At 40.1% G+C, this 26,239-nt stretch carries 22 protein-coding genes and 2 pseudogenes; 16 read left to right on the top strand and 8 right to left on the bottom strand.

What is annotated here, in order from left to right:
* Positions 1-74 precede the first annotated feature (74 nt).
* From RS130_RS10895 to RS130_RS10885, 3 genes are all read left to right on the top strand, one after another.
* Positions 75-1,865 carry an Ig-like domain-containing protein gene (locus RS130_RS10895; protein WP_428982763.1) on the top strand — a complete coding sequence of 597 codons (1,791 nt, stop codon included), beginning with the start codon at positions 75-77 and terminating at the stop codon, positions 1,863-1,865.
* Positions 1,793-2,677: a dockerin type I domain-containing protein gene (locus RS130_RS10890; RefSeq protein WP_316025978.1), complete on the top strand. Its 885-nt coding sequence runs from the start codon at positions 1,793-1,795 to the stop codon at positions 2,675-2,677. The genes RS130_RS10895 and RS130_RS10890 overlap by 73 nt, the downstream gene beginning before the upstream one ends.
* Before the next feature lie 62 nt (positions 2,678-2,739).
* The gene (locus RS130_RS10885; RefSeq protein WP_316025977.1) at positions 2,740-3,288 is read left to right on the top strand and encodes a hypothetical protein; all 549 of its coding nucleotides are present in this window, start codon (positions 2,740-2,742) and stop codon (positions 3,286-3,288) included.
* Between the two features lie 237 nt (positions 3,289-3,525).
* Here the strand turns inward: RS130_RS10885 and RS130_RS10880 are convergent, their stop codons facing one another.
* Positions 3,526-4,878, bottom strand: coding sequence for an AraC family transcriptional regulator (locus RS130_RS10880; protein ID WP_316025976.1), 1,353 nt, complete (start codon positions 4,876-4,878; stop codon positions 3,526-3,528).
* A 551-nt stretch (positions 4,879-5,429) separates the two neighbouring features.
* Between RS130_RS10880 and RS130_RS10875 the strand changes: the two genes are divergently transcribed.
* The 9 genes from RS130_RS10875 to RS130_RS10835 all read left to right on the top strand — a co-directional run bounded on the left by RS130_RS10875 (position 5,430) and on the right by RS130_RS10835 (position 15,499).
* A complete protein-coding gene (locus RS130_RS10875) occupies positions 5,430-5,930 on the top strand; it encodes a hypothetical protein (RefSeq protein ID WP_316025975.1) in 501 nt (166 codons plus the stop codon).
* Positions 5,927-8,425 carry an Ig-like domain-containing protein gene (locus tag RS130_RS10870; RefSeq protein ID WP_316025974.1) on the top strand — a complete coding sequence of 833 codons (2,499 nt, stop codon included), beginning with the start codon at positions 5,927-5,929 and terminating at the stop codon, positions 8,423-8,425. The genes RS130_RS10875 and RS130_RS10870 overlap by 4 nt, the downstream gene beginning before the upstream one ends.
* 66 nt (positions 8,426-8,491) lie before the next feature.
* The gene (locus RS130_RS10865; protein WP_316025973.1) at positions 8,492-8,710 is read left to right on the top strand and encodes a hypothetical protein; all 219 of its coding nucleotides are present in this window, start codon (positions 8,492-8,494) and stop codon (positions 8,708-8,710) included.
* Entirely contained in the window at positions 8,707-9,039 is a 333-nt protein-coding gene (locus tag RS130_RS10860) for a PEP-CTERM sorting domain-containing protein (protein ID WP_316025972.1), read from the top strand. The genes RS130_RS10865 and RS130_RS10860 overlap by 4 nt, the downstream gene beginning before the upstream one ends.
* Positions 9,040-9,203: 164 nt before the next feature.
* Entirely contained in the window at positions 9,204-9,911 is a 708-nt protein-coding gene (imuA, locus tag RS130_RS10855) for a translesion DNA synthesis-associated protein ImuA (protein WP_316025971.1), read from the top strand.
* A 14-nt stretch (positions 9,912-9,925) separates the two neighbouring features.
* The gene (locus RS130_RS10850) at positions 9,926-11,356 is read left to right on the top strand and encodes a Y-family DNA polymerase (RefSeq protein WP_316025970.1); all 1,431 of its coding nucleotides are present in this window, start codon (positions 9,926-9,928) and stop codon (positions 11,354-11,356) included.
* A complete protein-coding gene (locus RS130_RS10845; RefSeq protein WP_316025969.1) occupies positions 11,356-14,451 on the top strand; it encodes an error-prone DNA polymerase in 3,096 nt (1,031 codons plus the stop codon). Before RS130_RS10850 ends, RS130_RS10845 begins: the two co-directional genes overlap by 1 nt.
* Before the next feature lie 287 nt (positions 14,452-14,738).
* Positions 14,739-14,870, top strand: a complete 132-nt coding sequence (locus RS130_RS10840; protein WP_316025968.1) for a hypothetical protein — start codon at positions 14,739-14,741, stop codon at positions 14,868-14,870.
* A 65-nt stretch (positions 14,871-14,935) separates the two neighbouring features.
* Positions 14,936-15,499, top strand: a complete 564-nt coding sequence (locus RS130_RS10835; RefSeq protein ID WP_316025967.1) for a hypothetical protein — start codon at positions 14,936-14,938, stop codon at positions 15,497-15,499.
* A 104-nt stretch (positions 15,500-15,603) separates the two neighbouring features.
* Here RS130_RS10835 and RS130_RS10830 read toward each other — a convergent pair whose 3' ends face one another.
* Positions 15,604-15,942 carry a Grx4 family monothiol glutaredoxin gene (locus tag RS130_RS10830; protein WP_316025966.1) on the bottom strand — a complete coding sequence of 113 codons (339 nt, stop codon included), beginning with the start codon at positions 15,940-15,942 and terminating at the stop codon, positions 15,604-15,606.
* A 234-nt stretch (positions 15,943-16,176) separates the two neighbouring features.
* Between RS130_RS10830 and RS130_RS10825 the strand changes: the two genes are divergently transcribed.
* The 3 genes and pseudogenes from RS130_RS10825 (at position 16,177) to RS130_RS23740 (ending at position 17,324) form a co-directional block, all read left to right on the top strand.
* Positions 16,177-16,758 (top strand): Fe-Mn family superoxide dismutase, encoded by a 582-nt coding sequence (locus RS130_RS10825; protein ID WP_316025965.1) that lies wholly within the window; start codon positions 16,177-16,179, stop codon positions 16,756-16,758.
* Between the two features lie 236 nt (positions 16,759-16,994).
* A pseudogene (locus RS130_RS23745) lies at positions 16,995-17,087 on the top strand (VF530 family DNA-binding protein); the annotation flags it as partial.
* Between the two features lie 3 nt (positions 17,088-17,090).
* Complete coding sequence (locus RS130_RS23740) at positions 17,091-17,324, top strand: VF530 family DNA-binding protein (RefSeq protein WP_428982762.1); 234 nt, start codon at positions 17,091-17,093, stop codon at positions 17,322-17,324.
* An 80-nt stretch (positions 17,325-17,404) separates the two neighbouring features.
* Here RS130_RS23740 and RS130_RS10815 read toward each other — a convergent pair whose 3' ends face one another.
* Entirely contained in the window at positions 17,405-17,605 is a 201-nt protein-coding gene (locus RS130_RS10815) for a SapC family protein (protein WP_316025964.1), read from the bottom strand.
* 14 nt (positions 17,606-17,619) lie between these two features.
* The gene (locus RS130_RS10810; RefSeq protein ID WP_316025963.1) at positions 17,620-18,132 is read right to left on the bottom strand and encodes a SapC family protein; all 513 of its coding nucleotides are present in this window, start codon (positions 18,130-18,132) and stop codon (positions 17,620-17,622) included.
* A gap of 358 nt (positions 18,133-18,490) precedes the next feature.
* Here RS130_RS10810 and RS130_RS10805 point away from each other — a divergent pair.
* A pseudogene (locus RS130_RS10805) lies at positions 18,491-19,956 on the top strand (tryptophan halogenase family protein).
* Positions 19,957-20,050: 94 nt separating this feature from the next.
* Here RS130_RS10805 and RS130_RS10795 read toward each other — a convergent pair.
* The 4 genes from RS130_RS10795 to RS130_RS10780 form a co-directional block, all read right to left on the bottom strand.
* Entirely contained in the window at positions 20,051-22,246 is a 2,196-nt protein-coding gene (locus RS130_RS10795) for a hypothetical protein (RefSeq protein ID WP_316025960.1), read from the bottom strand.
* A gap of 146 nt (positions 22,247-22,392) precedes the next feature.
* On the bottom strand, positions 22,393-23,160 hold the full coding sequence (locus RS130_RS10790; RefSeq protein ID WP_316025959.1) for a TonB-dependent receptor domain-containing protein: 768 nt from the start codon (positions 23,158-23,160) through the stop codon (positions 22,393-22,395).
* Complete coding sequence (locus tag RS130_RS10785; RefSeq protein WP_316025958.1) at positions 23,108-24,775, bottom strand: TonB-dependent receptor domain-containing protein; 1,668 nt, start codon at positions 24,773-24,775, stop codon at positions 23,108-23,110. The genes RS130_RS10790 and RS130_RS10785 overlap by 53 nt, the downstream gene beginning before the upstream one ends.
* Positions 24,776-24,788: 13 nt before the next feature.
* Positions 24,789-26,000, bottom strand: a complete 1,212-nt coding sequence (locus tag RS130_RS10780) for a TonB-dependent receptor plug domain-containing protein (RefSeq protein WP_316025957.1) — start codon at positions 25,998-26,000, stop codon at positions 24,789-24,791.
* Positions 26,001-26,239 lie beyond the last annotated feature (239 nt).

The raw sequence follows: 26,239 nt of genomic DNA, 5'->3' as shown, positions 1-26,239 counted from the left end.
CAGGTGCAGCAGCGAAAGGTCAAATTCACCGGGTTACGGGTAACACAGTCACCGCCCATGTAAATGGTGTAAACGTGCCGACCACTGGTGAAGCGACGTTACGTATTGCCGCTAAAATGTATCCATTCCATGCATCAAATGTACGAGAAGAGCTAAATAATTTTACCATTAACGGTCACAAGTTGTCTGTGCGTAAAGAAACCAACCCTAATGCAAGTGGCACGCCTGTAGAACATTTAGATTTTATGGGCCCAGACGTGGATGCGTCAGGGGTTGCATTAAATCTAATTGAAATACCTATTCCATTAGAATATTTACAAGAAAATAACGAAATTAATGCTCGTATTAATCTAGCTCAAGCGTTTACTACTGTCAGTATTTCAGTGTGGGATATGAGTCAAGCTCCAGGCCGTAGTTCAGGGGCCGATTGCGATCCTTGTACGGCAATAAACGGTCTTACGCTTTCCGGTGAAAGTGCTGTTAACATTAAAGAGTCTATCGCGTTAGTAGCTAATATTTCACCACTAAATGCAGATAACAAACTAGTGAATTGGTCAAGCTCAGACGTGACTATTGCTGCGGTAGATCAAAATGGTTTGGTCACAGGTACGGGTTCTGGCACCGTGACTATCACAGCAACAACAGCTGATGGCGAAGTAAGTGCAGAGCAACAAGTAACAGTCACCACGATTCAACCAACTAATGTTGAATTAGGTATAAATTATGTTGATTTAGGTGTGAATGATGAAGTAATACTCAACGCTAGTATTGAACCATTCAACGCAACCATCAAATCATTGTCTTGGTCCTCTTCAAACGAAGCTGTGGCGACAGTGAGTACTAGTGGTTTAGTGACTGCGGTGGGTGACGGTAGTGCCATTATAACAGCCGCTGCTGTAGATGGTGGTGCCAGTGATACAGTGACTGTTAATGTCACCAATATCCCTTTAACCGATATAAAATTAGCGTCCACTGCTGTTATTGTATTACCCGGTAGCTATCAAGCTAACGTGAGTTTTACCCCTAGCAATGCAACTAACCAGAATGTCACTTGGGTTTCTGCGGCTCCTAGTATTGCCACTGTTAGTAGTACAGGCTTAGTCACAGGTGTGTCAGCAGGTAATACATCCATTACCGTTTCCTCTGCTGACGGAGGTTTTACAAAAACCATGGTAGTGAGTGTTATCCAAGAATCGGCGATCACTGCGACACCTGTGGATATTGAAGCTGAAACTGTGGTTGCTACAGGTGGTGCTTTTGGTGGTTTTGATACTGGACTTGAAGGAGTTAATAACAATCAATCTGGCGACTGGGCTGACTTTAGTATTGATTTTGCTGAGGCCGGAGTGTATCGCGCAACTATAGATGCCGGCACACCTACAGATCCTGTAAACGGTGTTGAAATATTTATCAACGGTGTCTCTGCCGGTCGTGCCAATATTCCAACAACTGGTGATTGGGATGTTATGCAAAGTACAGTTATCACCAATAACCTTTTGGTGCCTACGTCAGGTACTCATACGATTCGTGTTATGAGTATTGGGGAAGAAGGTAAATGGCAATGGAATGCTGACAAACTGAGCTTTGTGCTGTTATCTGAACTCGCGCCAGCAGTAGATCCTACAGACCCAACAGATCCTGTCGATCCTATTGATCCAGCAAATGCCAACCAAGCGCCAACTATGCTAAATAATTCCGTTGTAATTGAGGCCGAAAGCTTTACCGAAACTGGCGGCCCCCATGATGGTTTCCAAACCACTGAAACCGGCATTAACTTTAACCAAACCGGTGATTGGGCAGATTACCCAGTGAATTTTGCAGCAAAAGGTACATACCAATTAGTAACTTTACTTGGCGTACTATAGGTGATGCAGCGGGTATACAAGTATCATTACGTGATGCAAGTGAGCAAGTTGTGTATAGCAAATCAATTAGTGCCCCTGCTACAGGTGGCTGGGAGACTTACGCGCCTCTTAATATCGGCAACGATATTGAGATCACAGAAACAGGGCTTTATACCCTACGCATCGAGAGTGTTGGAGCTGATGGATATTGGCAGTGGAACGCGGATTCATACACACTCATTAAAACGGCTGATGAAGAAGTAGAAGTGCTTGGCTCTCTCACTTTAGATGACGCCAGTAAGTACTTATCTACTAGCTATACAGTAGGTGAGAGTATTGCGGTTACAGCGAATTACCATGCTGGAACAAATCACACTGTGACAGGTGCTCAAGGAGGGGTGAAGTTCTTCCTCCGCGAAATGAAGGCTGATTGGTCAGCCGTGGTTAGTGATGTATTAGCTTACGATCCTAGTGCTACTGGTCAAGAATCAGGCACGGCCTCAGCTAATTTATCTTTAACTGGATTAACTCCTAGCGCTGATTTACCTGATGGTAATTTTTACTTCCTTTACGCTGTCTTTGATTCAACAGACGGCACAACTTACAAAATTGGTGGAGTTCAACCAATTAGCATAGTTGCCGCCGCAGAGCCTGTTATTGGTGACTTAGATGGAGATGGCATATTAAGCCAAGAGGATATGTCATTGTTTAGAGCGACCTTAGGCAGCTCACAAGGTGACGATAATTACAACACCGCTGCCGATTTGGATAACGACGGCAGTATCACCCGTAACGATTATCGATTATTCGCTATCGCTTACAGAAATCAATAATCAATAAAATTGGCGCTGTCATTCAGCGCCTAACCCTTTGTATAAATATGAGAAGTAATATTATGAAAAAATTATTAAAAACATTATCTATTCCCCTTGTTAGCTTAAGCTTGTTCCTACAAGTGTTTAGCGCTTCTGCATCAGTGATTACCTTTGATTACACCGACACTGTTACTGTAGGCGATAGCTTTACCGTCAATGTTATGGCTGATTTAGGAGCGAATGATTTGCTCGGTTTTGGTTTTGATTTAGCCAGCCTTACCAACAATACCTCTTTTGTTAGCGGTACCATTCACTCTGCTTTTGCTGATGACTTTATCAATGATGTAGGCGGCTCCCTAGTTGACATTTTCGATGCGGTTAATGGTAATGTACAACTGGCTGAATTAACCTTTTCTGCAGATAATGTGGGTACGGATACTATTTCTTTATTTGGCGACTCCAGTAACTTCGAAGGTTTAGTGTTCTGGAATATGTTTTACGACACAAGCATAGATGTCTCATTTGACATCAAAATCATTGATGCTGTCAAAGATGTCCCCTCCCCAGCCGCGCTAAGCTTATTGGCTTTAGGTTTATTGGCATTAGTACATCTGCGTAAACAAAGTTAACTGATTACCTTAGTAATCAACTATTAATCAAACTAGCCGCTCTAATTGGAGCGGCTTTTTTATGTCAATAAGTGCACTTTTCAGATCAAGCTAGATCAAACAACACTTGCATCTATTTCAACTGCAAATACGCCGTGGTGCTCGAACTAAAATGAGCGCGACTATTCTTTCATTCAAGTGCCTTGATTAAATTCATTTAACTATCGCTGAGTGACCACTTCTATATGCGTGTTATTATTAAGGGTTAGTATTAGCTTTCATAAACTGTTTTTGATACTGCAGTGGACTCAAACCTGTCACTTTTTTGAATACAGTACTAAAATAGCTAGGGTTTTTAAAACCAACGGCTGCAGATGTTTCATTCACTGAATATTGTTTTAGTATGAGCTTAGCTTGCCGAATACGATAATCAGTAATAAATTGATTAGGTGTTTCGCCTGTTACTTTTTTGAAAATTCGGCTCAAATATGAATCACTCACATTACAATTTTGAGCAATATCGATAAGCTCTATGTCACGACTATAATTCTTAGTTATATAATTTATGGCATTATCCACTAACTCTTGATTCCCTTTAGTTGGGCGATTAGCTAAAAGTCGTGACAATTCTATCGCTTCATCTTTAGCAAGTTGTTTAATGTCATGGCTGTTGTCACTCAATTGAATGACTTTTAGTTTGTCAGAACTATTACGCAACAACTGTTCATTATCTCTTCCCTGCTCAATAGTAGACTGAGTAAGTAATATCAAAAGGTCTTTGATTTTACGTTTATAGTCGTCGATATCACAGTCTTGATTCACTTCTAGCTTATCTATGAGTTTAATCACATCAGGCTGAATATTTTGCTCATCACTATCAATCAATTCTTGTAGCTCTTCTTTCAAACTACAGGCTTGTATTTGCATGGCCTGAATATCTTGGTAGACGGCCCAACACCAACACAATACAGTAATAAAAGAACCAGCATTCAATAACCAAAACTGATTAGTAATTTCACCCACTATAAATGCCAATCCTAAGAGCAAAGAACTAGATAAAAATAATAAAGTAGTTTGAGATCGGGCGTTATTTTTAACCTGTCGAGCTATCAGATAGATGCTGGGCAAAACTAATAAAATTGCAGTCACCAAGATAAGTACGTCTCTGAAAGATGCATCACTTATTATGGTCGGTAAAATTTGACCATATTTTTCACTAACCAAAATTTGATCCGTTGCCCCATCGCGCACCACCACATAGACAGTCGCTCCCACACTCCCAATGAAATAGGGCAAAACATAACTCAATCGGCTTATTGTAACACGGCAACGGAGCAAGTTAGCAATCAGCATTGACGGAATACCAATGGAAAATAAAATGGCAAATCGAGAATAAATAATAAGAGAAGCGGTATCGTGATAGCTATAAAACTGTAGTGGACCAGCTAACAAATAAATTACAAAGCTTAAAATAAAACAAGCATGTAACGGAAACTCGGCAATCATCCGTCGTCTGACGACAGTAAAATATATCAATATTAGTAATAATAACTGCCCAGTTATCATAGGCACTATAAAATACAGTATCGTGTCTAATGGGATTGAAATCATTTTATACAACCACTAATTTGTAAATTAAAAAATGTAAACAATATAAGTCTACAGGTTAAATTTTATGGTTTCATTAACTCAGAGCATTTAAAAATCTAAAAATAGAAATGACATGTAATTGTCATAGCCTGCCACCACATTCGCAAAAATATCCCAAACACGCCTTACAGATTGCATATTTAATTATTGAAAAAACAGAAAAATCCACCTCAAAATTCACGAACAAAAACCTCAAATAATGTGAAGAGTAAATCATTAAAAATGAATTAATAATTATAAACCCATGAACAAATAAATCATAAACCATTGTTTTAATAGTATATTATTTAATTTAAATTCACTTCACTTGTATATTTCAAATATACATATCAGCTAAGTTTTCAATATTATCTTTATCTATTTACAACGTTCACTTCAACTTTTATTTCATGTAGCTTAGCCGCCAGATGTTGATTGTTTACAAAATACATACATCGAGTTTACAAAGGTAACTTTGCACATAAAGCATAAATAGCAGTTAAAAATATTTTACTCTAAGGGTTAAAAATAGAATGAAAATAATAAATCACAAAAAAATGGCGGCGTCGCTCGTCTGCTTGTTGTTCATGTCTACAAGCAGCTCATACGCACAAGCTGATGAAGCATCATTAGCGCTTGATGATGTCAATATTTACACTCAAACTTATTCTACCGATAACGAAATAGTTGTCACCGCTGATTACAACGCAGGTACAGGACATACGGTTACTGATACTTATGGTGGCGTTCGTTTCTTTTTACGCGAAATGACCGCAGGTTGGGGAGCAGTAGTTAAAGATACGTTTGCTGAAGACTCCAGCGTTATCGGAACAGAATCTGGCACAGCAACTGCCAATATTTCTTTAGCATCAATAACACCAACCGCTGATTTACCGGAAGGTAATTTTTACTTTTTGTATGCAACCTTTGAATCTACGGATGGAAACAATTATCCAATTACAGGTGTGCATCCGATCAACATCATAGCAGGTGAAAATGAGCAAGATGAAGCTCCTGTACTTATGGTGCCGTGACAGGAGCGACCATTACACCCAAAATTATAAATGTTGCTGTTGGCGGAACAACGTTTGTAACGGGTAGTGTATTACCAAGTGATGCCGACAATAAAGGTTTATGGTTTACATCAAGCGATACAAATATTGCTACAGTAAAATCAAATGGTGAAGTGACTGGGGTGGCTGATGGCACTGTCACTATTTCTGTCGTGACGGCAGAAGGATTCTTTACCGATGAAGCAACCTTAACTGTTGGTAATGGCGGGCCCCAAGATGCTGCAGTAACTGGTGCTACGATCACACCTAAAGATATAAACCTAGAAGTAGGTGCAAAAACTTTTGTAACTGGCAAAGCACTACCAAGTAATGCCATGAACAAAGGTGTGTGGTTTACATCAAGCGATACAAATATTGCGACAGTGAAATCAAATGGCGAAGTAACTGGAATTGCTGATGGTACAGTCACTATTTCTGTCGTGACTGCTGAAGGCTTTTTTACTGATGATGCGACGTTAATTGTTGGTACTGGTGGTCCACAAGATGCTGCAGTTACAGGAGCAACAATTACGCCTAAAGAGATATCTGCAAAAGTAGGTGAGGACAAATACGTTACTGGTGGCGTGTTGCCATTAAACTCGGCAAACAAAGGTGTGTGGTTTACCTCAAGCGATACTTCTGTCGCTACAGTAAATAGTAGTGGTGTGGTAACGGCTATCGGACCAGGTACAGCAACTATTTCAACTGTCACGGCAGAAGGACAATTCAAAGCTGATGCAACTATAGTCGTTACTGCACCTGACTTCCCTATATACGATAAAACCATAGACTTAGAAAACTATAATTTAGTTTGGCAAGACGAGTTTGATTACCCTGATAGCCAATTAGAAGATAAATGGGTGTCACAAAATGGTGCTACGGGCAATGAGTTTGTTTTATGTAGCCGCTGGAGAGACAATGCATTTGTTCATAATGGTATTTTAGAATTAACCGCGAAAAAAGAAACTCGCGATGGACAAGATTGGACATGTGGCAATGTATGGACAAAAGAAAAGTTTAAATACGGCTACTATGAAGCAAAATACAAATATTCAGGGGCAACCGGGACGAATAACTCATTTTGGTTATGGCCTAAAACAGGTGTACCTGCCGGTGAAAAAGCCTTTGAATTAGATATTAACGAAGGTCACTATCCGAATGAGATCAACACTAACATTCATAACTGGACAGATACTTTTACCGATGAAGAAGGAAAAGTAACTCATCCTCAATCACCTCAACCACGTCAATTCCCTGAATATGACTTCTCAACTGAATATCACACCTTTGGACTGCTATGGACAGAAGACAAACACGAATTCTATTTAGATGGTGAATTAATCCGTGTCGAAGAGAACGACTTAAATCACTCTGAAACAAACATTTTACTAAGTCAGGCTATTTTAAAATGGAATATTGCCGGTCAAGTAACTGATGCAATCGATGGCACTAGCATGAAGATTGATTATGTTCGTTACTATCAACCTATTGACGGTGGTGATACTGGCGGTGGCGATACTGGTGGTGATAATGGCGGCGATACTAACTGCGGCATATTATACGAAAATACAAACCTAACATTAACAGCTGCTCGTACTGAGCAAACACACGACTTAACTTGTGCTGATTCAGTAAATATTAGTTACACACCTTTTGCTGATGCATCATTACCTGATGGCACTGCTTTAGAAATATATTTTGATGTAGATGGCACTCGTATCGGATACGAACAGTTAACCACTCCTATTTCATCAAACGCCATTACGTTTGATAACGTAGTAGGTGATAGCCTTGTAGTAATTATTAAGGCAGGAAATACTGGTGGCGCAATGGCATTCACTAATGTTGCTATTACTGACAGTAGCTATAGTGGTGAATTAGGCGGCGGTGATACTGGCGGAGACACTGGTGGAGACACTGGTGGTGATACTGGCGGCAGCAATACCAACTGTGGCGAATTGTACAAAAATCCGTTAATCAACCTAATTGGTGGACGCTGGACAACTGGCGCTATTGATATTTCATGTGCAGATAAAGTGAATATTACAGCTGCGGCTCAAGGTGATGCATCATTGACTGATGGTATTAGACTAGATGTGTACTTTAAAGTTGACGGTGCCACAGTGCTATTAGAGCGTAATACTTGGCCATTTGACCCAGTATCAATATCAATACCAGATGCAGTAGGTAACTCATTAGAAGTTATCGTAAAAAGCTCAACTCCGGTTAATGGTGAATTTTCAGTTATTAATTTACTCGTTACAGACGCGAACACAGAGCAACCTGTAGAAACTATTATGGGTGACTTAGATGGTGACGGAATATTAGGAGAAAATGACGTAACACAGTTCAGAACAATCTTAGGTAGCACGACAGGTGACGACAACTTTAATGCTGCAGCTGACATGGATAACGACGGCAGTATCACACGTAATGATTACAGGTTGCTCTCTATCGCTTACAGAAACCAACCTTAATCACTAAAAATTAGGCGCTGTTTAATCGGCGCCTAATCATTTATTTAAAATATGAGAAGTAATAAAATGAAAAAATTATTTAAAACATTATCCATCGCTATTGCCAGCCTAAGCTTATTGTTACAAGCTGCAAACGTTTCGGCTTCAGTTATCACATTTGATTACACTGACACTGTCACTGTGGGTGGAAATTTTACCGTAAATGTCATGACTGATTTGGGTGCTAATGACTTATTTGGCTTTGGTTTTGACCTGACAAGCCTAACCAATAACAGCTCTTTTTGAGCGCAACTATTCACTCATCTTTTGCTGAAGATGGTCTCAATGACGTAGACGGCAGCCTATTTGACATTTTCGATGTCGTTAATGGAAGTATACAACTCGCGAGTTTAACCTTTTCAGCAGATGCAGTGGGCACTGATACCATTTCCCTATTTGGTGATGCCAGCGCGTTCAATGGCTTGTTATTCTGGGATTTCACGCTAGACACAAACATTGATACTTCATTTGATATCAAAATTGTAGATACTGTTAAAGACGTACCTGCTCCTGCAACATTAAGCTTATTAGCTATTGGCCTGTTAAGCTTGGTACGGGTCCGTAAACAAAGTTAACTGATTACCTTAGTAATCAACTATTAATCAAACTAGCCGCTCTAATTGGAGCGGCTTTTTTATGTCAATAAGTGCACTTTTCAGATCAAGCTAGATCAAACAACACTTGCATCTATTTACATGATAAATATACTGTATAAAAACACAGTGTATTTTATCTCATTATGCATCCAACAATTCATTATCTAGAAAACAAAAACCTACTCTGGCGGGGGAATACATCGCCACAAGTATGTCACTCAAGACAACAAACAGGTTTCAAAGAATTAGATGACGCCTTACAAGGAGGGTTTCCTGAGCATGGAGTTATCGAGCTTCGTAGCCCTATTGGTATTGGAGAGTTACGTTTAATATTGCCTAGTATTTTGGCTCGCCACCAGCAGAAACCTGCAGACATTAGTGCCTTTATTGCCCCACCTATAGCTATCAATAGCGAAATGCTCGCTGAGCTGGGGTTTGCTTTAGAACAAATAATTGTGGTACAGCCCAAAGCACCAGCCCTTGCTTTATGGAGCGCCGAGCAAAGTTTGAAAAGTGGAGGCTGTCATAGCGTGGTACTGTGGTGCAATAACTTAACTATATGCCAAGTTAAGCGCCTGCAATTAGCGGCAGAAAAAGGCGGAGCTTTGCTATTTATTATTCGCGCTCGATCTCAACATTATATTCCTTTACCTGTCACTTTAGCGTTAACACTTTCTCATGCCGACGCGGGCATTCAAGTACAAATCAGTAAGCGTAAAGGTGCATGGCCAAGTCAAGCTCTTACTATCAATATGGTACACTATTGGCCTGAATTAAGCGTGCAAAATCAATATCATCACCGTCCAAATACAGTTGTGTATTTTCCGGCTCGTAATGGCTTAACGGGATAGTCAGCCGGTCTGTTATGCAAAAACTTTGGCTATATTTATGTTTTCCTCAATTACAGTTAGACGCGTTACTGCAACAAAATGTGCCTAATAAAACGGCTCATCAAGCCTATGTCATTTTGGATGAGCGTACTAATCAAATATGCCAGTTAGATCATAACGCTTACCAAGCGGGCATACGTTTGGGCATGGGGTTAGGCACAGCAGCGATGCTTAAAAGTGATTTACAGGTCATCGTTTATCAAACAAGGATTAACCAAGAAATCTTACACGATATTGCTAATAGTTTATATTTACTCACCAGCGATATCAGCATTCACAAACCCCATGGGCTGTTATTACAAATACAAAACATGCTCAGTATGTACGGGGGAATAAAGCCATACTGGCAAACAATTAAGCAGCAATTGTGTCATGGTTTATATAACCAAGGACTCTCGTTCAGTTATGGAACAGGGCACTCGCCTTTCGCCGCTAAAATACTTGCGGCCACATCTTGGAATAAAATAACTGACAACACACAAGTGATTGAACAAGCCATTTTACCTATCAAGCTAAGCTATACCGAACTTTCTTCCCAAGTAATTAAAAAGCTAGAGCGGGTGGGTATTTATGATGTACAAAGCCTGCTCAATATTCCCCTTGCCGATTTAGCCAAGCGTTTTGATGCCGACGTAGCCAATTACATTGGAAAACTAACAAACCAAATCCCTCATCCTATTCAATTTTTTCATCCTAAGAAGAACTTTGAGCGATATGTTGAATTGTTATACGACCTCGAAAATATACAGGCATTGCTTCCAGCATTAGGCCAGATATTAGACTTAGTCGAGCGGTTTTTAAAAAACCGTGATTTACTCACACAAACCTTGAATATTGAACTTTATCAACGAGAACAGGCCCCTTTAGCCTTAGAGGTGCATTCGCGCCAAGGTGAATATTTAGCACAACGTTGGTTAGCCTTACTACGTTTACAATTTGAGAATACTCGACTAATCGCTCCCGTATTTGCGATAGGCGTGCGCGTACACAATACCTATGTTCGCTCTCCCGACAAACAAGACTTATTCAGCCCCAAGCAAGGTACCCTTTCACGCTTACAATTATTATCACTATTACAAGCCAAACTAGGCGATCAGGCCGTATTTACTCCTAGTATTCAAAATGACTTTCGCCCTGAATCAATGCTCCAAGTCAATCAAAGTACTCATAAATCATTAAAAAATGTCAAATTACAAGCAATGCGCCCTAGCCTGTTACTTCACCACCCTGAGTCATTGAAAGAAAAAGTCAACATCATATATGGCCCCGAACGAATAGAAACCGCATGGTGGGAAGTGAATAAAATCACTCGCGACTACTTTATTGCACACAACGCACAAGGCCAGTGGTATTGGGTATTTAAAACGCCAGCTAATGAATGGTTTTTACATGGTGTGTTCAGTTAATGTCTGTTTCTTTGCAATACGCCGAACTATTTTGTCAGACCAACTTCAGCTTTTTATATGGCGCGTCTCATCCCCAAGAAATAGTCAAACAAGCTGATTTTTTGGGTTATCAGGCCATTGCCATTACCGATGAGTGTTCAGTGGCAGGTGTGGCTAGAGCCTACAGCGCAATTAAAAACCAGCAGCTCAATATTAAGTTAATAGTAGGTAGCTTATTGTGTTTTCAGCAGGAGTTAAAACTAGTACTACTGTGCCCCAACAGACAAGCATACGCAGAATTATGCCGCGTCATTACCAACGCCCGCAAACGCGCGCCTAAAGGAGAATATGAACTAAACTTATGGGATCTACGCAGTATTCAACATTGTATCGTCATATGGTTACCCAATGGTGACAACAAACATGACCAACACTGGGCCCCGTGGCTAAAAAAACAGTACAAAAATAAACTATGGTTAGGTTACCAGCGCCACCTAACCGCCAACGAGCATCGCTATCTTCGCCACCTAGAACACCTCGCAGCACAGCATCAAATAAGCCTATGCGCTTGTGGTGGCGTACTCATGCATATTGCGCAACGTTTACCGTTACAACATACACTAACCGCCATTCGCAAAGGACAAACAGTGGCCGCGTTGGGTCGCCAACTGCAACCCAACAGCGAACGTTACCTTAGGCCTTTGCATAAATTATCAACCCTATACCCTACACCCACACTAGTCGAGTCAGTCAAAATAGCGCAACTATGTACATTCGATATGGGTAGTTTACGTTACGAATACCCAAGTGAACTGGTCCCCAAAGGAAAACCCCCCTCACAACATTTACGAGAATTAGTCATCGCAGGTATGGCAATTCGTTTTTCCACAGGTAAAGCGTTAACTTTCGCAATCAAGCGGATCATTATAAAAGAACTATTTTTAATCAAAGAGTTAGGGTACGAGTACTTTTTTCTGACCATCCACGACCTAGTGAAGTTTGCTCAACAAGAACAAATTTTGTATCAAGGCAGAGGCTCGGCAGCGAATTCGATTGTATGCTATTGCTTACAGATCACAGCGGTTGATCCTAGGCAAATATCGGTATTGTTTGAACGTTTTATTTCTAAAGAGCGTCAAGAAGAGCCGGATATCGACGTAGACTTTGAACATGAAAGGCGTGAAGAAATCATTCAGTACATCTATCAAAAATATGGCCGAGAACGCACCGCTATAGCCGCAACTGTCATCACCTATCGCCATAAAAGTGCTATTCGAGATGTAGGTAAAGCGTTAGGAGTGAGTGAGCACCAACTCGATTTTTTTATTAAAAACATGAACCACAGAGACAGAGAATTAGGCTGGCGTAGCCAAATTAGCGAATTGGGTTTTGACCCGCATTCTCACCAAGGGCAATTGTTTGCTGCTTTAGTAGATGAAATTAGAGGCTTTCCTCGGCATTTATCGCAACATGTGGGCGGCTTTGTTATCTCACAAGGCCCCCTTTACCATTTAGTGCCAGTAGAGAATGCAGCCATGGCAGAACGAAGTGTGATCCAATGGGACAAAGACGATTTAGAAAGCTTAGGATTACTCAAAGTAGACGTACTCGCCCTAGGCATGTTAACCGCTATCCGTAAAACATTTGCTTTAATCCAGCAACATTATCAACAACAATATAGTGTGGCTGGCATCACCTACCTTGGGGATGATCCACAAGTATACAAAATGATCCAAGCCGCCGACACAGTAGGCGTATTTCAAATAGAATCAAGAGCACAAATGAGCATGCTACCTAGGCTTAAGCCCTCTACGTTTTATGATTTAGTGATCCAAATAGCCATTGTACGCCCAGGGCCAATCCAAGGTGGGATGGTACACCCTTTTCTAAAGCATAGGGCTAACCCTCAACTCATCCAGTACCCATCGGCAGAGTTAAAAGCAGTCTTATCACGCACATCTGGGGTACCTATTTTTCAAGAGCAAGTAATCAAAATTGCCATGGTCGCAGCGGGATTCAGCGGTGGCGAAGCAGATCAACTCCGCAGAGCTATGGGCAGTTGGAAGAAAAATGGCGAACTCACCCTTTTTAAAGATAAGTTAATATCAGGCATGCTCGCTAGAAACTACCCATTAGATTATGCCGAGCGTATCTATCAACAAATTTGTGGTTTTGGTGAATACGGTTTTCCCGAATCTCATTCAGCTTCATTTGCTGTACTCGCTTATGTATCAAGTTGGTTAAAATACTACTATCCCGCGGCGTTTTATGTAGGGTTATTAAATAGCTTACCCATGGGATTTTATTCGGCTAATCAGCTTATTCAAGATGCTCAGAGGCACCACATTGAGATTATGCCTATTTGTATTAACCAATCAACTTATGAGCACCGCTTACAATATCACAATAAAAATTGGGCCATCAGACTAGGGCTTCGCCTAGTGAAAGGTATCAACAGATCTGATACGAAAAGATTAATGGAACAACGCCCCAAGTTAGGTTTTGCCAATATTGCGCAAGTTAAACAACTCACACTCAGCCATCACTTTTTAGAGGCCCTCGCCAGTGCCAATGCGTTTAATACGCTTAGCGACAATAGGTTCGAAAGCCGTTGGCAGCTAATGGATAAGCAAAGTGAACTCGCTCTATTACAACACCAGCCTATCGATCCAACGATTAATATTCCTAGCCCCAGCCAGACCGAAACACTCATAGAAGACTACAACGCCACTAGCTTAAGTTTGACTAGCCATCCCATTCGTTTATTAAAAGAAGCCAATCTACTACCTAAATACACTCTAGCGACAGAGTTACAAGAAAAACACCACCAAAGTCCCGTTAGTGTCGTCGGCGTGGTAACTGGCAGGCAACGACCCGGCACCTCAAAAGGCGTTACCTTTATCACGCTTGAAGATGACACAGGCAATATCAACGTTGTGGTTTGGTTAGCCACTTCCAGAGCACAAAAGCAAGCCTATTTAAAATCAACCATATTGCTGGTAAAAGGCATACTAGAAAAGGGAGATGGCGGTGTTATCCATGTTATCGCCGGAAAATTAGTCGACCTAAGCCACTTGCTAGAAGAACTAAATAACAAACCTAGGCATTTTCACTGAACCATAACCATAATTTCACGTTATTTTATTAAGCAACACAGAACAGCTAAAAAGAGCTTTAGCTTGAGCCCTTCATTTTCAAACGCAGGTTCTTAAGCTACGTCGACTTATTCTCACCGAACCTTTCCAATGATTTCTAAAACATAAAATGTATTAACGTTACCCTAAGCGAGTAAACTGCGACTTTATCCTTCATTTTTTTGCCTGAACCTTGTTCCCCCTATCCCATTATTAAAATAGCTATGTATAATCAATGTCATATCTCCTCATAATTAGTAAAAGTAACAATGGCAAACGACCCTTTTGATGACATGCCTAAGATCACCTTAGAAAAAGATGACCTTGAATCATTTCAGCGTACACGAGCACAAGCCAATAAAACGGGCGATAAAAAAATCCCGCCCCCAAAGACCCCGTAGCACCGGCTAAAGGACCATCTTGGTTTGTATTTTTATTATTTATTGCCCTAATAGCTGGCGCCGGCGTGTATTGGTCGATGGAACAGCACAAAGTATTGCTACAAGCTCAGGATCGTATCACCGAGCTTGAAAATCGCTTGTCGGCTACCGGTGAAGAAATGGATCAATCGACAGTCGCTCTTGGCGTACAAGTCAAAGAGTTAAGCGCTAAAACCAAAGAGCTTTGGGACCAAATGGATAAACTTTGGGCCTCAGCGTGGCGGCGTAACCAAGCTGATATCAAAACATTAAACACCTCTTTAGCATCAGTTAAAAATTCGAATGCTGTAGACATTAAGTCGCTCCAAGAAGTTACTTCAGTGAACGATACTGAAATTGGCCTTATGAAAGAACAGTTAGGTTCTCAAAAAAGTGTCATCACACAAATGCAAGATCAGTTGACACAAATAAGTGCGGGCGACGTAGAAGTTGAACAGCAATTAGCAAACTTACGTGAAAAATTAATCTCTACCGCTTTAGCCAATAACAGTTTAACCAATCGTATCGATGACTTAGACACTCGCCTAAAAGCCAACGAAAAACAAACTGCGATAAACTCAGGCAGCAAGAGTGCCGCCCCTGCGTTGTAAAATTAAAGCCATTGCGATAAAAAGACAGACAAAAAAATAGAACGTTTAACGCTCTATTTTTTTGTCTGCATATTAACAGTGTCACTTATAGCGACCTACCGATATTACTCTGCAGCATCATCGGCGCGTTTAGCTACCGACTCTTTAATCAATTCTTGCAACTCACCTTGTTGAGACATTTCCATGATAATATCGCAACCACCAACAAGTTCACCATCAACCCATAATTGTGGAAAAGTTGGCCAATTAGCATATTTAGGTAGCTCTGCACGAATATCAGGATTTTGTAGAATGTCTACATAGGCAAACTGTTCGCCACACTGCATAAGTGCTTGTGAAGCCTGCGATGAAAAACCACAATTTGGTAGCTTAGGTGATCCCTTCATATACAAAAGAATTGGGTTCTCTTCGATTTGCTGTTTAATTTTATCAATAGTTTCCATAGTGGCTCTCATTTTCAAATTTGAATTGCTGCTGATCTGGCGGCAAGTTTAACTTTTTCAAGTACGAATACCAATCTTAGCCTTGAAAAATTCAAATATGACTCAATTTAGTTATTCTAGTTTGAAAAAACAAAACAATTAACTCGTCAGTACTTTTACATTGCAGCATAAAGTATTAGCATTTAGTTCGTTTTGAGTAGTGTCACACATTTAACTATCTAATGGAGAAACATCATGGCTTTTGAATTACCAGCACTTCCTTATGAAAAGAACGCTTTAGAACCACATATCTCAGCAGAGACATTGGAATACCATTACGGCAAACACCACGCAACTTACGTAACTAAGTTAAACGGTTTAGTTGAAGGTACTGACTTAGCGAGCAAAAGCCTTGAAGAAATCGTTAAGAATTCTGAAGGTGGCGTATTTAACAACGCGGCACAAATCTGGAACCACACTTTCTACTGGAACAGCTTAAGCCCGAATGGCGGCGGTGAGCCAACAGGCGCACTAGCTGACGCCATTAATGCTAAATGGGGCTCTTTTGCAGACTTCAAAGTGGCACTAAATGACAAAGCGGTAAACAACTTTGGTTCTAGCTGGACTTGGTTAGTTAAAACTGCAGACGGTAGCCTAGACATTGTTAATACAAGCAATGCTGCCACTCCATTGACCGACGCAAGCCTAACTCCAGTACTAACTGTAGACCTTTGGGAACATGCTTATTACATCGATTATCGTAACCTTCGTCCTAAATACCTAGAAGGTTTTTGGGCTTTGGTTAACTGGGAATTTGCATCTGCAAACTTCGCTTAATCGCTGACGGTATAAAGACCCTTTAGAAGCCCTGCTTGTCGGGGCTTTTTTTGATCATTGATTAACCAGAAATAAACCAATAACCATTCCAATCACTACTTCCTGCATCGCGAATTGTATACTGGTGTTGGTATAATCCCACTTTCTGGTAATCTTAGGACAAAGTTACAGATAAGAACGAATTAAATGCATCAATCACAAAGTACTGATCCACTGCACGGCATGTCTTTGCAAAAATACTCGAATATTTAGAAGCTAGCCTTGGTTGGGAAGAACTAGGGAAACGCATTAAAATTAACTCATTCACTAAAGATCCGTCGATTAAATCTAGCTTGAAATTTCTACGTAAAACCCCTTGGGCACGAGAAAAAGTTGAGCAACTGTATATTTCATTAATCACTGACGACAGCCAACAACAGCCACAAAAAACTAAATCTGCCGCCGCAAAAGAACCCTTTGTTTGGCCAGATCTAAATAAAAATAAAAATGTTTTTTATATAGATACAAAAAAAGACGAACTAGCGTTCGCCTCTTTAGATCCCCTGCCTAGCTTTTATATCGACTAGTGCAATAGATAAAACTATAAACTAATTTGCCCATTAAGCAAAGCAAATTATGGGTAACAAAGGTTACCCCAATATAATTTCTACGACTTGCCCCCAGCCGCCCAATTAATTAACTTTTGAAGATGTAAACTAGAACTCAATACCAAATGGATAACTTGTAAAATACCCGATTCATGAGCTTGTTTTAGCGACTTCCCACTCAACTTATCGACCGCTTTTTTATCGAATCCATATAAACCATTTAACTCAATTTTGCCTTTATTTGGAATTTCAACCCCCAAAGTGATTGGCTCAATCAGGTTAAGTTCATCGGCTTGTTTGAGTAAGTTAGCGGTATAACTGACGCCCCCATTAGTTGTGAAAAAGTACTTTCAATTTTTGTTAAATAGTCAGTCTTTTTTCCTTCCTCATCAAATAATGCAGCGCCCTGTTTCTTATTAACCTGCTCTGCCGCAACATCAATAGCAATGTGACCTTTATTCATATTGTCTTTATCAGGCATATAAGCTTGAAATGGTCGTCTTATGATATCCAAAGGCATATACGTCGCTTGCCACTTATTATCTCTTAGATACAAATTCTGCTTGTCGCTAAACCCTAAAATAGCAGTTAATTGGAATTCACCGGATGTGGGACTCTTTGTAATAAAAATACTGTACTCATGCACTAAGGTGCTCAGCTCTTGTGCTATCACAGTCGCCACGTTCACTCTATTTTGCAAGGTATCAACAATACTCGTGTCTATTTTGATATCTTTATGCACTCTGCCATCTAAAAGCTCCATCGTGCTCTTGGTAGATCCTGTCATTTATTCCTCTCTAAAATGTGCTTTGCCATAACGGGCTTTATTATTGTAAGCTTTAGCCATACGCATGCTTTGAGTACTCAAAGAAAAACGTATAACCTTGTACACAGATCTTATCGCAGAACACCAACCAAACCAATTGTTAACAATTGATTTACCTAAAAATAGTTAGGGCTTGCGCTATAAAAGCGTTTTCAAAGAATTAACAACAAATGATAAGTAAGGCCGCAACTTAGCCAACGTTAGATATTCTAATTTCATACACCTTCAGGTATTGTTAACAATTCACATAGCATTTAGTGATAACCTTCTCTGTTAACAACTAGTGAGAGAATAATGCGTTAGAAAGAGTGAGAGCAAAATGAACTCAAAAGTACAAAAAGTGGTAATTCTTGGTGGTGGAACAGCTGGTTGGATGACGGCTGCAATGCTTTCTAAAACAATGACTAAACTCGATATAAGCTTAGTGGAGTCAGACCAAATTGGCACAATAGGTGTCGGCGAAGCCACCATCCCAAGCTTGCATTTTTTTAATGATATTTTGGGCATTCGCTCGAGCGAATTTGTAGAACAGACGTCTGGCAGTTTTAAGCTAGGCATTCAGTTTGAAAATTGGCATAAACAAGGCGAAAGCTATTTCCATGGCTTTGGTTCAACTGGTTTGGGAATGTGGGCCGCAGGTTTTCATGAATACTGGAAACGAGGCCTTGATTTAGGCATGTCAAAACCTTTTAGTTATTATAATTTCGAAGCTCAGGCCGCACTTTCCAATAAGTTTGCCCATCAAGAAAACGGGGTAAATTTTGCTTATCATTTAGATGCTGGCCTTTACGCTAAAATGTTAAAGCAAGAATCCTTAAGAAATGGTGTAACACGTATAGAGGGTATGGTCAGTAAAGTTCACACTGCACCAATAAACGGCAATATTACCCGTCTTGAATTAAAGGACGGTCAAATAATTGCAGGGGATTTATTTATTGATTGCTCTGGATTTAAGGGCCTACTTATCGATGAAACCTTAAATACCCCTTTCACTGACTGGTCGCACTGGCTACCTATGAATAGAGCCATAGCAGTGCAAACAAAATTAACTCAATCCCCAGAGCCTTTCACCCGCTCAATTGCTCATCATGCAGGTTGGCAATGGCGCATCCCCTTACAGCACCGAATGGGCAATGGCATCGTCTATTCTAGTCAGTTTATGAATGATGATGAAGCCCAAAGTATACTGTTATCTAGTATCGAAGGCGAAACTCTGACTGAGCCAAGAGTCATCAAATTTAAAACCGGACATAGAACACAGCTTTGGAACAAAAACTGTATTGCCATGGGCTTAGCTGGAGGCTTTATTGAACCTTTGGAGTCCACTGCAATCCATATTATCCAACAAGGGATCATGCAATTAATTCAGTACTTCCCAAGCAATGGTATCAACGAATTGGAAGTGGCTGAATACAATGATTACATGTGCCGAGACTACAATGAAATTAAAGACTTTATTATTTTGCACTATTGCCAAACTGAAAGAGAAGACTCACCTTTTGGAAATTTTGTAAAAGTATGGATATACCGGATACGCTAAAAGCCCGTATGGAGTTATTTAAAAACACCGGCCGATTTGTGCAAAAAAGAAATGAGATATTTGTCGACTCTTGGCTGCAAGTAATGATAGGGCAAGGTCTAGTGCCAGATGTACATCATTCTTTAGCCGATGAATTAACAGAAGGTGAATTACAAAGCTTTTTAACACAAATAGAAAGTGATATTCAAACAAAAGTGCAACAACTCCCCACTCATGGTGAGTATTTAAAGTCTATTAGCAGATAACCTGAATTAAACTAAAATTTAAAGACACTATTCTAAACCCAATAAAAAAGCCCGGTGAAATGAATCATCGGGCTTTTATTGTATTCATTATTATCTAGTTTGGAATAGCAATCAAACGTAGATTATTAATGTAATATTGAGCATTTACTTGAGTAAAAGTGATATCAAGGGTCATAGTTTCTTGCGACCAATCGATTTCTGCACTTCTACCGTAGTTCTCAGAAATAATCACATCTTGTGGCATTACGTTAGCAGCCCAAGTAATTGGATTATTACTAGCAGCAATACTGTCTACACCATTCGATAAACTCACGCTATAACCAACAGAATCAGCTAAACCCAAAGCAGCATGATTGATCAGTTGACCTTCTATGGATAGAGCGTAACGCGCATTAGGTTTAATCGCCCCCGCTTTAATAGGTAAACTCACTGTAACAGATGACTCAGCACCAACATCAACAAATAGCTTTTTATCGCCTGCATCATCACGAATTTCAACTAAACCTGCATTAGATGCAATCGCTTCGTTATTTTCAAACAAACCAACATTATCAACTAAAAGGTCATGTACAGACGTGTCGATAGCCCCATATTCAACCACCGAAATGTCATCGAAGTGATGTACCGCTCTTGGATCGTACTGACCAATATCCCATTGCAACATTGAACCTTCATAACCAGCCCAAGCACTCATATGGGTTCCTACCAAAGTCACTATTTCCTTCCACTCACCAGCAGGTTGTACTGCAGGACGCGATGCACTCCAAAACTTATTGTTTAATGTAGTGTTGGTCACCCACACCGGTGAAAATGGATTAGCTGAACTAGGCAAGTCTTCCGGGTTTCTTAAACCATAAGAAAATGCGTATTTCTGGCCCGTTTCTAGCGTGGCAATGTCATCAAGCCCTATGTAACAAATTGCTCCATCCAACAATAAGCCATAATTACCTGTACGCGCGGCGTCTTCAGAAATAAAGATCCCTTGATCGCCACCACAGTTCCAATTGTGAGCATAACCAAATGTAAAAGTTGCAAGATTGGCTTGAGTAAACTGACCAACGTAAAGAGGGTCTTCCAAATCAACATTGGGGGCGACTACCGCTCCTAAGTTAACTTGTTCACCTTGAACCATGATAGATAAAGTACGCTTACCATCCGTTACGTTACCTTTGTCATCGGCAACGGTATAAGTTACCTCAGCGGCTTTGAAGGTTTTACCCACTTTAGCTTCTGTGAAAAAAGCATGAGAATCGATTGTCACAGTACCGTCTGCTTCATCAATATCTAAAATGCCAAAGTCTAAATCAGAAGTTTTGTCATTGACTTTGACATCACTAATGACAATTGCATCTCCTTCACGTTCAACAATGCCCTGTTTTAAATCAACAACAGTAATGCCTGAAGTTTCAGGAACAATTTCATCTGTGAAGTATTCATCTACTTTAGGTGAACCAGGTATGTCTTTAACTGCTAAAAGAGTAAATGACAAATCACGTTGAATAGCATGATTATGGTCGTTAACATCATATGTGTAATTAAACTGATAACTCAACCCGCGGGTTAATTCGTCAGAAATTGACGTAACGTCAAACTCCACTTGTTGTGTCGTATATGTCACATCATCTTCTGTATCGTCAGGTGTCCCCATATCATTTACTTTTTCAATATCCACAATCGAAAAAGCTAGCTCAAATGGATTATCTGTATTGGCAACCATATTTGATGCAGACAATACCGCGTCTTGCGCATCTTGATCTGTCACTCCGGTTAATAACTCCAAGCGAACGGTGTCATTATCTAACGTGCCGCCAGCCGATAGTCCACCATCAAATTGTGGCGCAAAGTCTTCACCTACCAATTCAACAGTTACTTTGCGTGGAATACTATGTTCACCATCAGAAATATTATACTCTGCGACAATTGATAACACTTGATCACTATCAACCTGAGCTTCAGCTAATACAGGACGATAATTGATAAAATTACCATCAATAACCGCCGCACCCGCTGCCAGTTCCACATCACTGGTGATGACATTTCCTGATGCATCTTTAATAGATGCAGTCAATACAACGTCTTTAACCGTCAAGTAATCCTTATCTGCGTCTTTAGCCACAGTATCGTTGGTTGTATTACCTGAAGTGGTTGTACCTAGTAAATCAACAACTTTTAATTCCCATTTTTCAGGTAAAGATACGTAAATATCACCACCATGAGTAGGGGCACTAGTATTCGGTTTTGCTTCATATTCATAATCAGGGGTATTACAACCAGTTAAAGCTAGTAACACCGAGCCGGCTAATAAAGCATGAGATTTTTTAAATGTTTTTCATAATTATATTTACCAATATCTGTCAATTCCATGCACGGACCGTAGCCCGCACATATCGTAGTATTCTTAGAAGTTTACACGGAGACCAAGGCGGTATGTGGTACCTACTTTATAACGTGTATACGTACGATGTTGAGGAGCCTCCCCTCTAACGGATTACCTTCCACTAGATTAGTAAAACCTCCGTTTCCATCTGATACAACTTGTAAAGTTCGACTAGTGAAATAGGTTCGATAAGCCTCATCTGTCAAGTTGATAGCTTGGAAACTAACAGACACATTGTCCATAACCCGCCAATTCGCTGACAAGTCTAGGGTTTGTCTACCTTCATTCCAGATCGAACCATTATTCCAATAACGTCCCCCTTGGTTAGTATTCCAGTCTCGTCCTACTAGTGAGTCTGAACTACCACGGAAACTTAAATTCACAGAATGGCCGCCTTGCTCCCAGAAAAACGAAGCGTTATAACTATGTTCAGGCGTATCGGCGACCGGATAAGCAAATGGATTGGCGTCATCAATCTCTGAATCGTAACTACTATCTTGATATGTATAGTTGGCAGATAAACCAAAACCGTTTGTCCACTCAGGCAAGCCAAACTCTTCTGCTAAGAAATCATAAGTTTGCACATAACCAATCTCAAGACCGGTAATTGTTGCGTCTTCAGCGTTAACTGTTTTAGTCACACTAGGCTTGGCACAAAGATCACGTAAATCGTTACTCATGATAGTTGGGTCGGTTGCCCACCAAGCAAAATCAGTGGTGGTCATTAAACCAAGACATCCTTCTAGACCGTAGTTTTCTGACGCAGTATCAGTTTCATCTACTGTCATCACTAAGGTCATTGACACTTGCAGGGTTAACACTGTCATCACGTACGTCTAAGATATACTCATTGGAAGTTTGTAAATCAGTAAAGTTAGACATGTCTTTACGATATAAAGCGACACTTAACATACCCGTTTCAGAAAAATACCATTCAAAGGATAGATCTAAGTTATTCGATGTAAGCGGTTCTAACTGAGTATTATATGACCTAACGGAACCCACATTTGGATTACCTGACCCCCAATATCCGCCTTCTGTCACTTTATAATAAGGACGAAGCAAGTCAATTTCAGGTCGAGTCATTGTCTTAGAAATAGCAAAACGACCAATCATCTCATCAGAAAAAGCATAATTTAGGTTTAAGCTAGGTAATACATTCGAATAACTATGCGTACCAGAAGTAGGAGTAGACTTTAATGACTTGTTAACCGGAGTGGTATCATATGGTGTTGTATCATTTGGTGCAAAACCACCATCCCAAGTAGGTAATTCATCATAGGCATAAAAACGACTTCCTCTAACATCTGTATACATCCACATGTTAAACCAATTGATACCATAATCAGCGTTAGCAGGCCTTGTTAACGTGTTTGTTTCATCATTTAGGAAATCATCATAAGCTTGAGCAAAAGTTGCATATTCAGGGTCGTGACAAGCACCTTGATCAGGAATTCGTACCCATGTAGAAGGATCAGGACCAGCGCTAGTATCCCAGCCTAAGCCATCAACACGTTGATATTTATTGTTATATCCACCTCCTTCCATACTAGGCGTAAATGGACGACATTCTGGCAAATCAGTGTTACGTAAATCTCTTAACGTTACGCGGTTAAAATCAAACTCAAATTGAGGACGGTTAGGATCGCCATAAAAACTGAAACCATTGTAACCATTAGCTTCAACTTCTGTTTTCACATAACGTAGACCTATGTCACCGGTTAATGCACCATCTAAAGCTTCAAAATTAAACTTTAGATACGCTGCAGAAGTATCTATGTCAGCTGAACGGGTTTCTGTATTGTCGACGTCTCGGACTAGGTCATCTGCGCCTAATAATGATTCTCTCGCCTTTTTAATGTCAATCGGTGCCCAACCACTGGTAGCACTGCTAGCCGCGTACCCTAAAGACTCCATGAAGTTATCATATTCCATAGGCTCACCGGCAATTAGGTCACCAGTAATATCCATCATAGTACCGCTAACAATGGTCACTAATGTACCATCAGGTTGCTCAACTACCGAACCTTCTGCTACGGACGTATAATTATACGCTTGATTATCAACAAACTTAGTACGGGTAGATGTTTTTACACCGAACTCAACCGAAGTGATACCAAAGGCATCTAAATCGTAATCGAAATCGATTTGTGCGTTTTTAATTTCATCTTCAACGGTTACATCTGTTTCACGAATATAACCTAAGAAAAAGCTTTTTGTATCCGCTGGATTAAATCCCGTTAAACCTGTGTTGTCCCAATTAGCAGGTCTAAGCACATTTTCTTCATCATAGTAATCTTCGAGGTTATCACCAAAGTCTATAATATCTTCACCATGGATCATGGTGCAGGTTACACCTGTTGTACAATCGTAACCAACAGGCTGAACATCATCACCCGCATCATATAACATGCCCTGCGTCACTTGAGCCCAGTTTTGCATAACAGTATAAGCATTACCTTGGTTTACTATTAGAGGTACTTTTTGACATACCTACTAAGGCAGACATACGTAAGGTATCAGTCAACTCAGTTTTAAAGTTCAAAGTTGCACTAAAGTTTTCATTATCAGTACCACCATCAGAACGAGCCATGTTGCCCGCGCCATAACGATTCTGACGTTTCATCATAGTACTAGTGCTGGTATCTACTTGATACCAATCATATGGGTCAGTTTGCGGAGCAACTGGACGGTTATCTGCAGAAGGTAAGCCTTCAATTTGATTTAATTTTCCCGCATTTGCACGGGCTTGAATAGAATCATATGTACGAACTAAGTCTTGCTTACTAAAATTCACATCAAACATTAATTCAGATTTATCTGTGGGCAAATATTGCACACCTAAACTTACACCTTGACGGTTACTTTCATTTTCATGCAATTCATATTGAGTATTTGCAGGCTCAATTGCCCTAAAATTAGAAATAACATTACCGTTTTGATCCAGCCCTTGTCTTAAGGTCGGCGTCGCTTGATAATTATTTGCACTATATTGATCTCGGCGATAGGCATTAGTTTCATCGACTACGGTCAATGCTACACCTAACGTTTCATCTAAGAATTTTTCACTGACTGAAAATTGAATTTTGTGGTTAGCTTTTTCAGAGAAATCACTGTAGCGCCCTTGCACCGTTGCCGAACGAACGTCTTTACTGACATCCAAAGGCCTAACCGTCACCAAGTTAACCGACGCACCTAACGACCCTTCATCATGATCAGCACTCGCAGTTTTAACCACTTCTAGTTTAGAAAGGGTATCTGCAGAAAAAGAACTTAAATCAACGGCTTGTGAAAAATCGGTAGAAGTAAGGGTTTGACCATTAAGAGTAATAGCATTTTGGTTAGCATCGGCGCCACGCACAGTGATTTGAGTCCCTTCACCATCGGCACTAACTACTGTTACACCTGTCACACGTCCTAGAGCATCGGCAATATTCTGATCTGTAGACTTACCGATATCTTCAGCGTTAATGGTATCGCGAATACCAGAAGCGAAACGTTTATCATTAATAGACTTTTTCAAACTACTTTTGATACCAGTAATTTCAATTACTTCAAGCCCATCTTCTTTATCTTCTTCTTGCTGAGCGAAAGCACTAATACTCGTAGCGGCTAGAACCGCTACGCATATAGTACTTAGTTTAAAATTGTGTTTGGTCTGTGTCATTTCATTGTCCCAGATTTTGTGTTGTTGAGAGTCACCGAAAATAAGATTTCGTAATGCATAAGCTAAAATCTATAACTCGATTTTTACACTTTACCCCTCAAAATTTTAACTGTCAACACAACATTGTTAACAATTGGCACAAAACAAAATTAAAAATTATCATTAAAAACGTACACTTACCAAAAAACAACCTTTGTTTTCACAAAGAAAAAACGAAGTTTAAATATAAACAACCATTG

The sequence above is a fragment of the Paraglaciecola aquimarina genome (genome assembly GCF_032464635.1).
Lineage (GTDB): Bacteria > Pseudomonadota > Gammaproteobacteria > Enterobacterales > Alteromonadaceae > Paraglaciecola > Paraglaciecola aquimarina.
Note: the sequence above shows the minus strand (reverse complement) of the source record. Positions and strands in the feature narration are given on the sequence as shown.

What these genes read in the sequence shown, in the direction of transcription:
- RS130_RS10885 (WP_316025977.1), top strand. Translation starts at nt 2,740, where the DNA reads ATGAAAAAATTATTAAAAACATTATCTATTCCCCTTGTTAGCTTAAGC.
- RS130_RS10880 (WP_316025976.1), bottom strand. Translation starts at nt 4,878, where the DNA reads ATGATTTCAATCCCATTAGACACGATACTGTATTTTATAGTGCCTATG.
- RS130_RS10875 (WP_316025975.1), top strand. Translation starts at nt 5,430, where the DNA reads ATGAAAATAATAAATCACAAAAAAATGGCGGCGTCGCTCGTCTGCTTG.
- RS130_RS10865 (WP_316025973.1), top strand. Translation starts at nt 8,492, where the DNA reads ATGAAAAAATTATTTAAAACATTATCCATCGCTATTGCCAGCCTAAGC.
- imuA (WP_316025971.1), top strand. Translation starts at nt 9,204, where the DNA reads ATGCATCCAACAATTCATTATCTAGAAAACAAAAACCTACTCTGGCGG.
- RS130_RS10850 (WP_316025970.1), top strand. Translation starts at nt 9,926, where the DNA reads ATGCAAAAACTTTGGCTATATTTATGTTTTCCTCAATTACAGTTAGAC.
- RS130_RS10845 (WP_316025969.1), top strand. Translation starts at nt 11,356, where the DNA reads ATGTCTGTTTCTTTGCAATACGCCGAACTATTTTGTCAGACCAACTTC.
- RS130_RS10840 (WP_316025968.1), top strand. Translation starts at nt 14,739, where the DNA reads ATGGCAAACGACCCTTTTGATGACATGCCTAAGATCACCTTAGAAAAA.
- RS130_RS10830 (WP_316025966.1), bottom strand. Translation starts at nt 15,942, where the DNA reads ATGGAAACTATTGATAAAATTAAACAGCAAATCGAAGAGAACCCAATT.
- RS130_RS10825 (WP_316025965.1), top strand. Translation starts at nt 16,177, where the DNA reads ATGGCTTTTGAATTACCAGCACTTCCTTATGAAAAGAACGCTTTAGAA.
- RS130_RS10810 (WP_316025963.1), bottom strand. Translation starts at nt 18,132, where the DNA reads ATGACAGGATCTACCAAGAGCACGATGGAGCTTTTAGATGGCAGAGTG.
- RS130_RS10790 (WP_316025959.1), bottom strand. Translation starts at nt 23,160, where the DNA reads ATGACAGTGTTAACCCTGCAAGTGTCAATGACCTTAGTGATGACAGTA.
- RS130_RS10785 (WP_316025958.1), bottom strand. Translation starts at nt 24,775, where the DNA reads ATGCAAAACTGGGCTCAAGTGACGCAGGGCATGTTATATGATGCGGGT.
- RS130_RS10780 (WP_316025957.1), bottom strand. Translation starts at nt 26,000, where the DNA reads ATGACACAGACCAAACACAATTTTAAACTAAGTACTATATGCGTAGCG.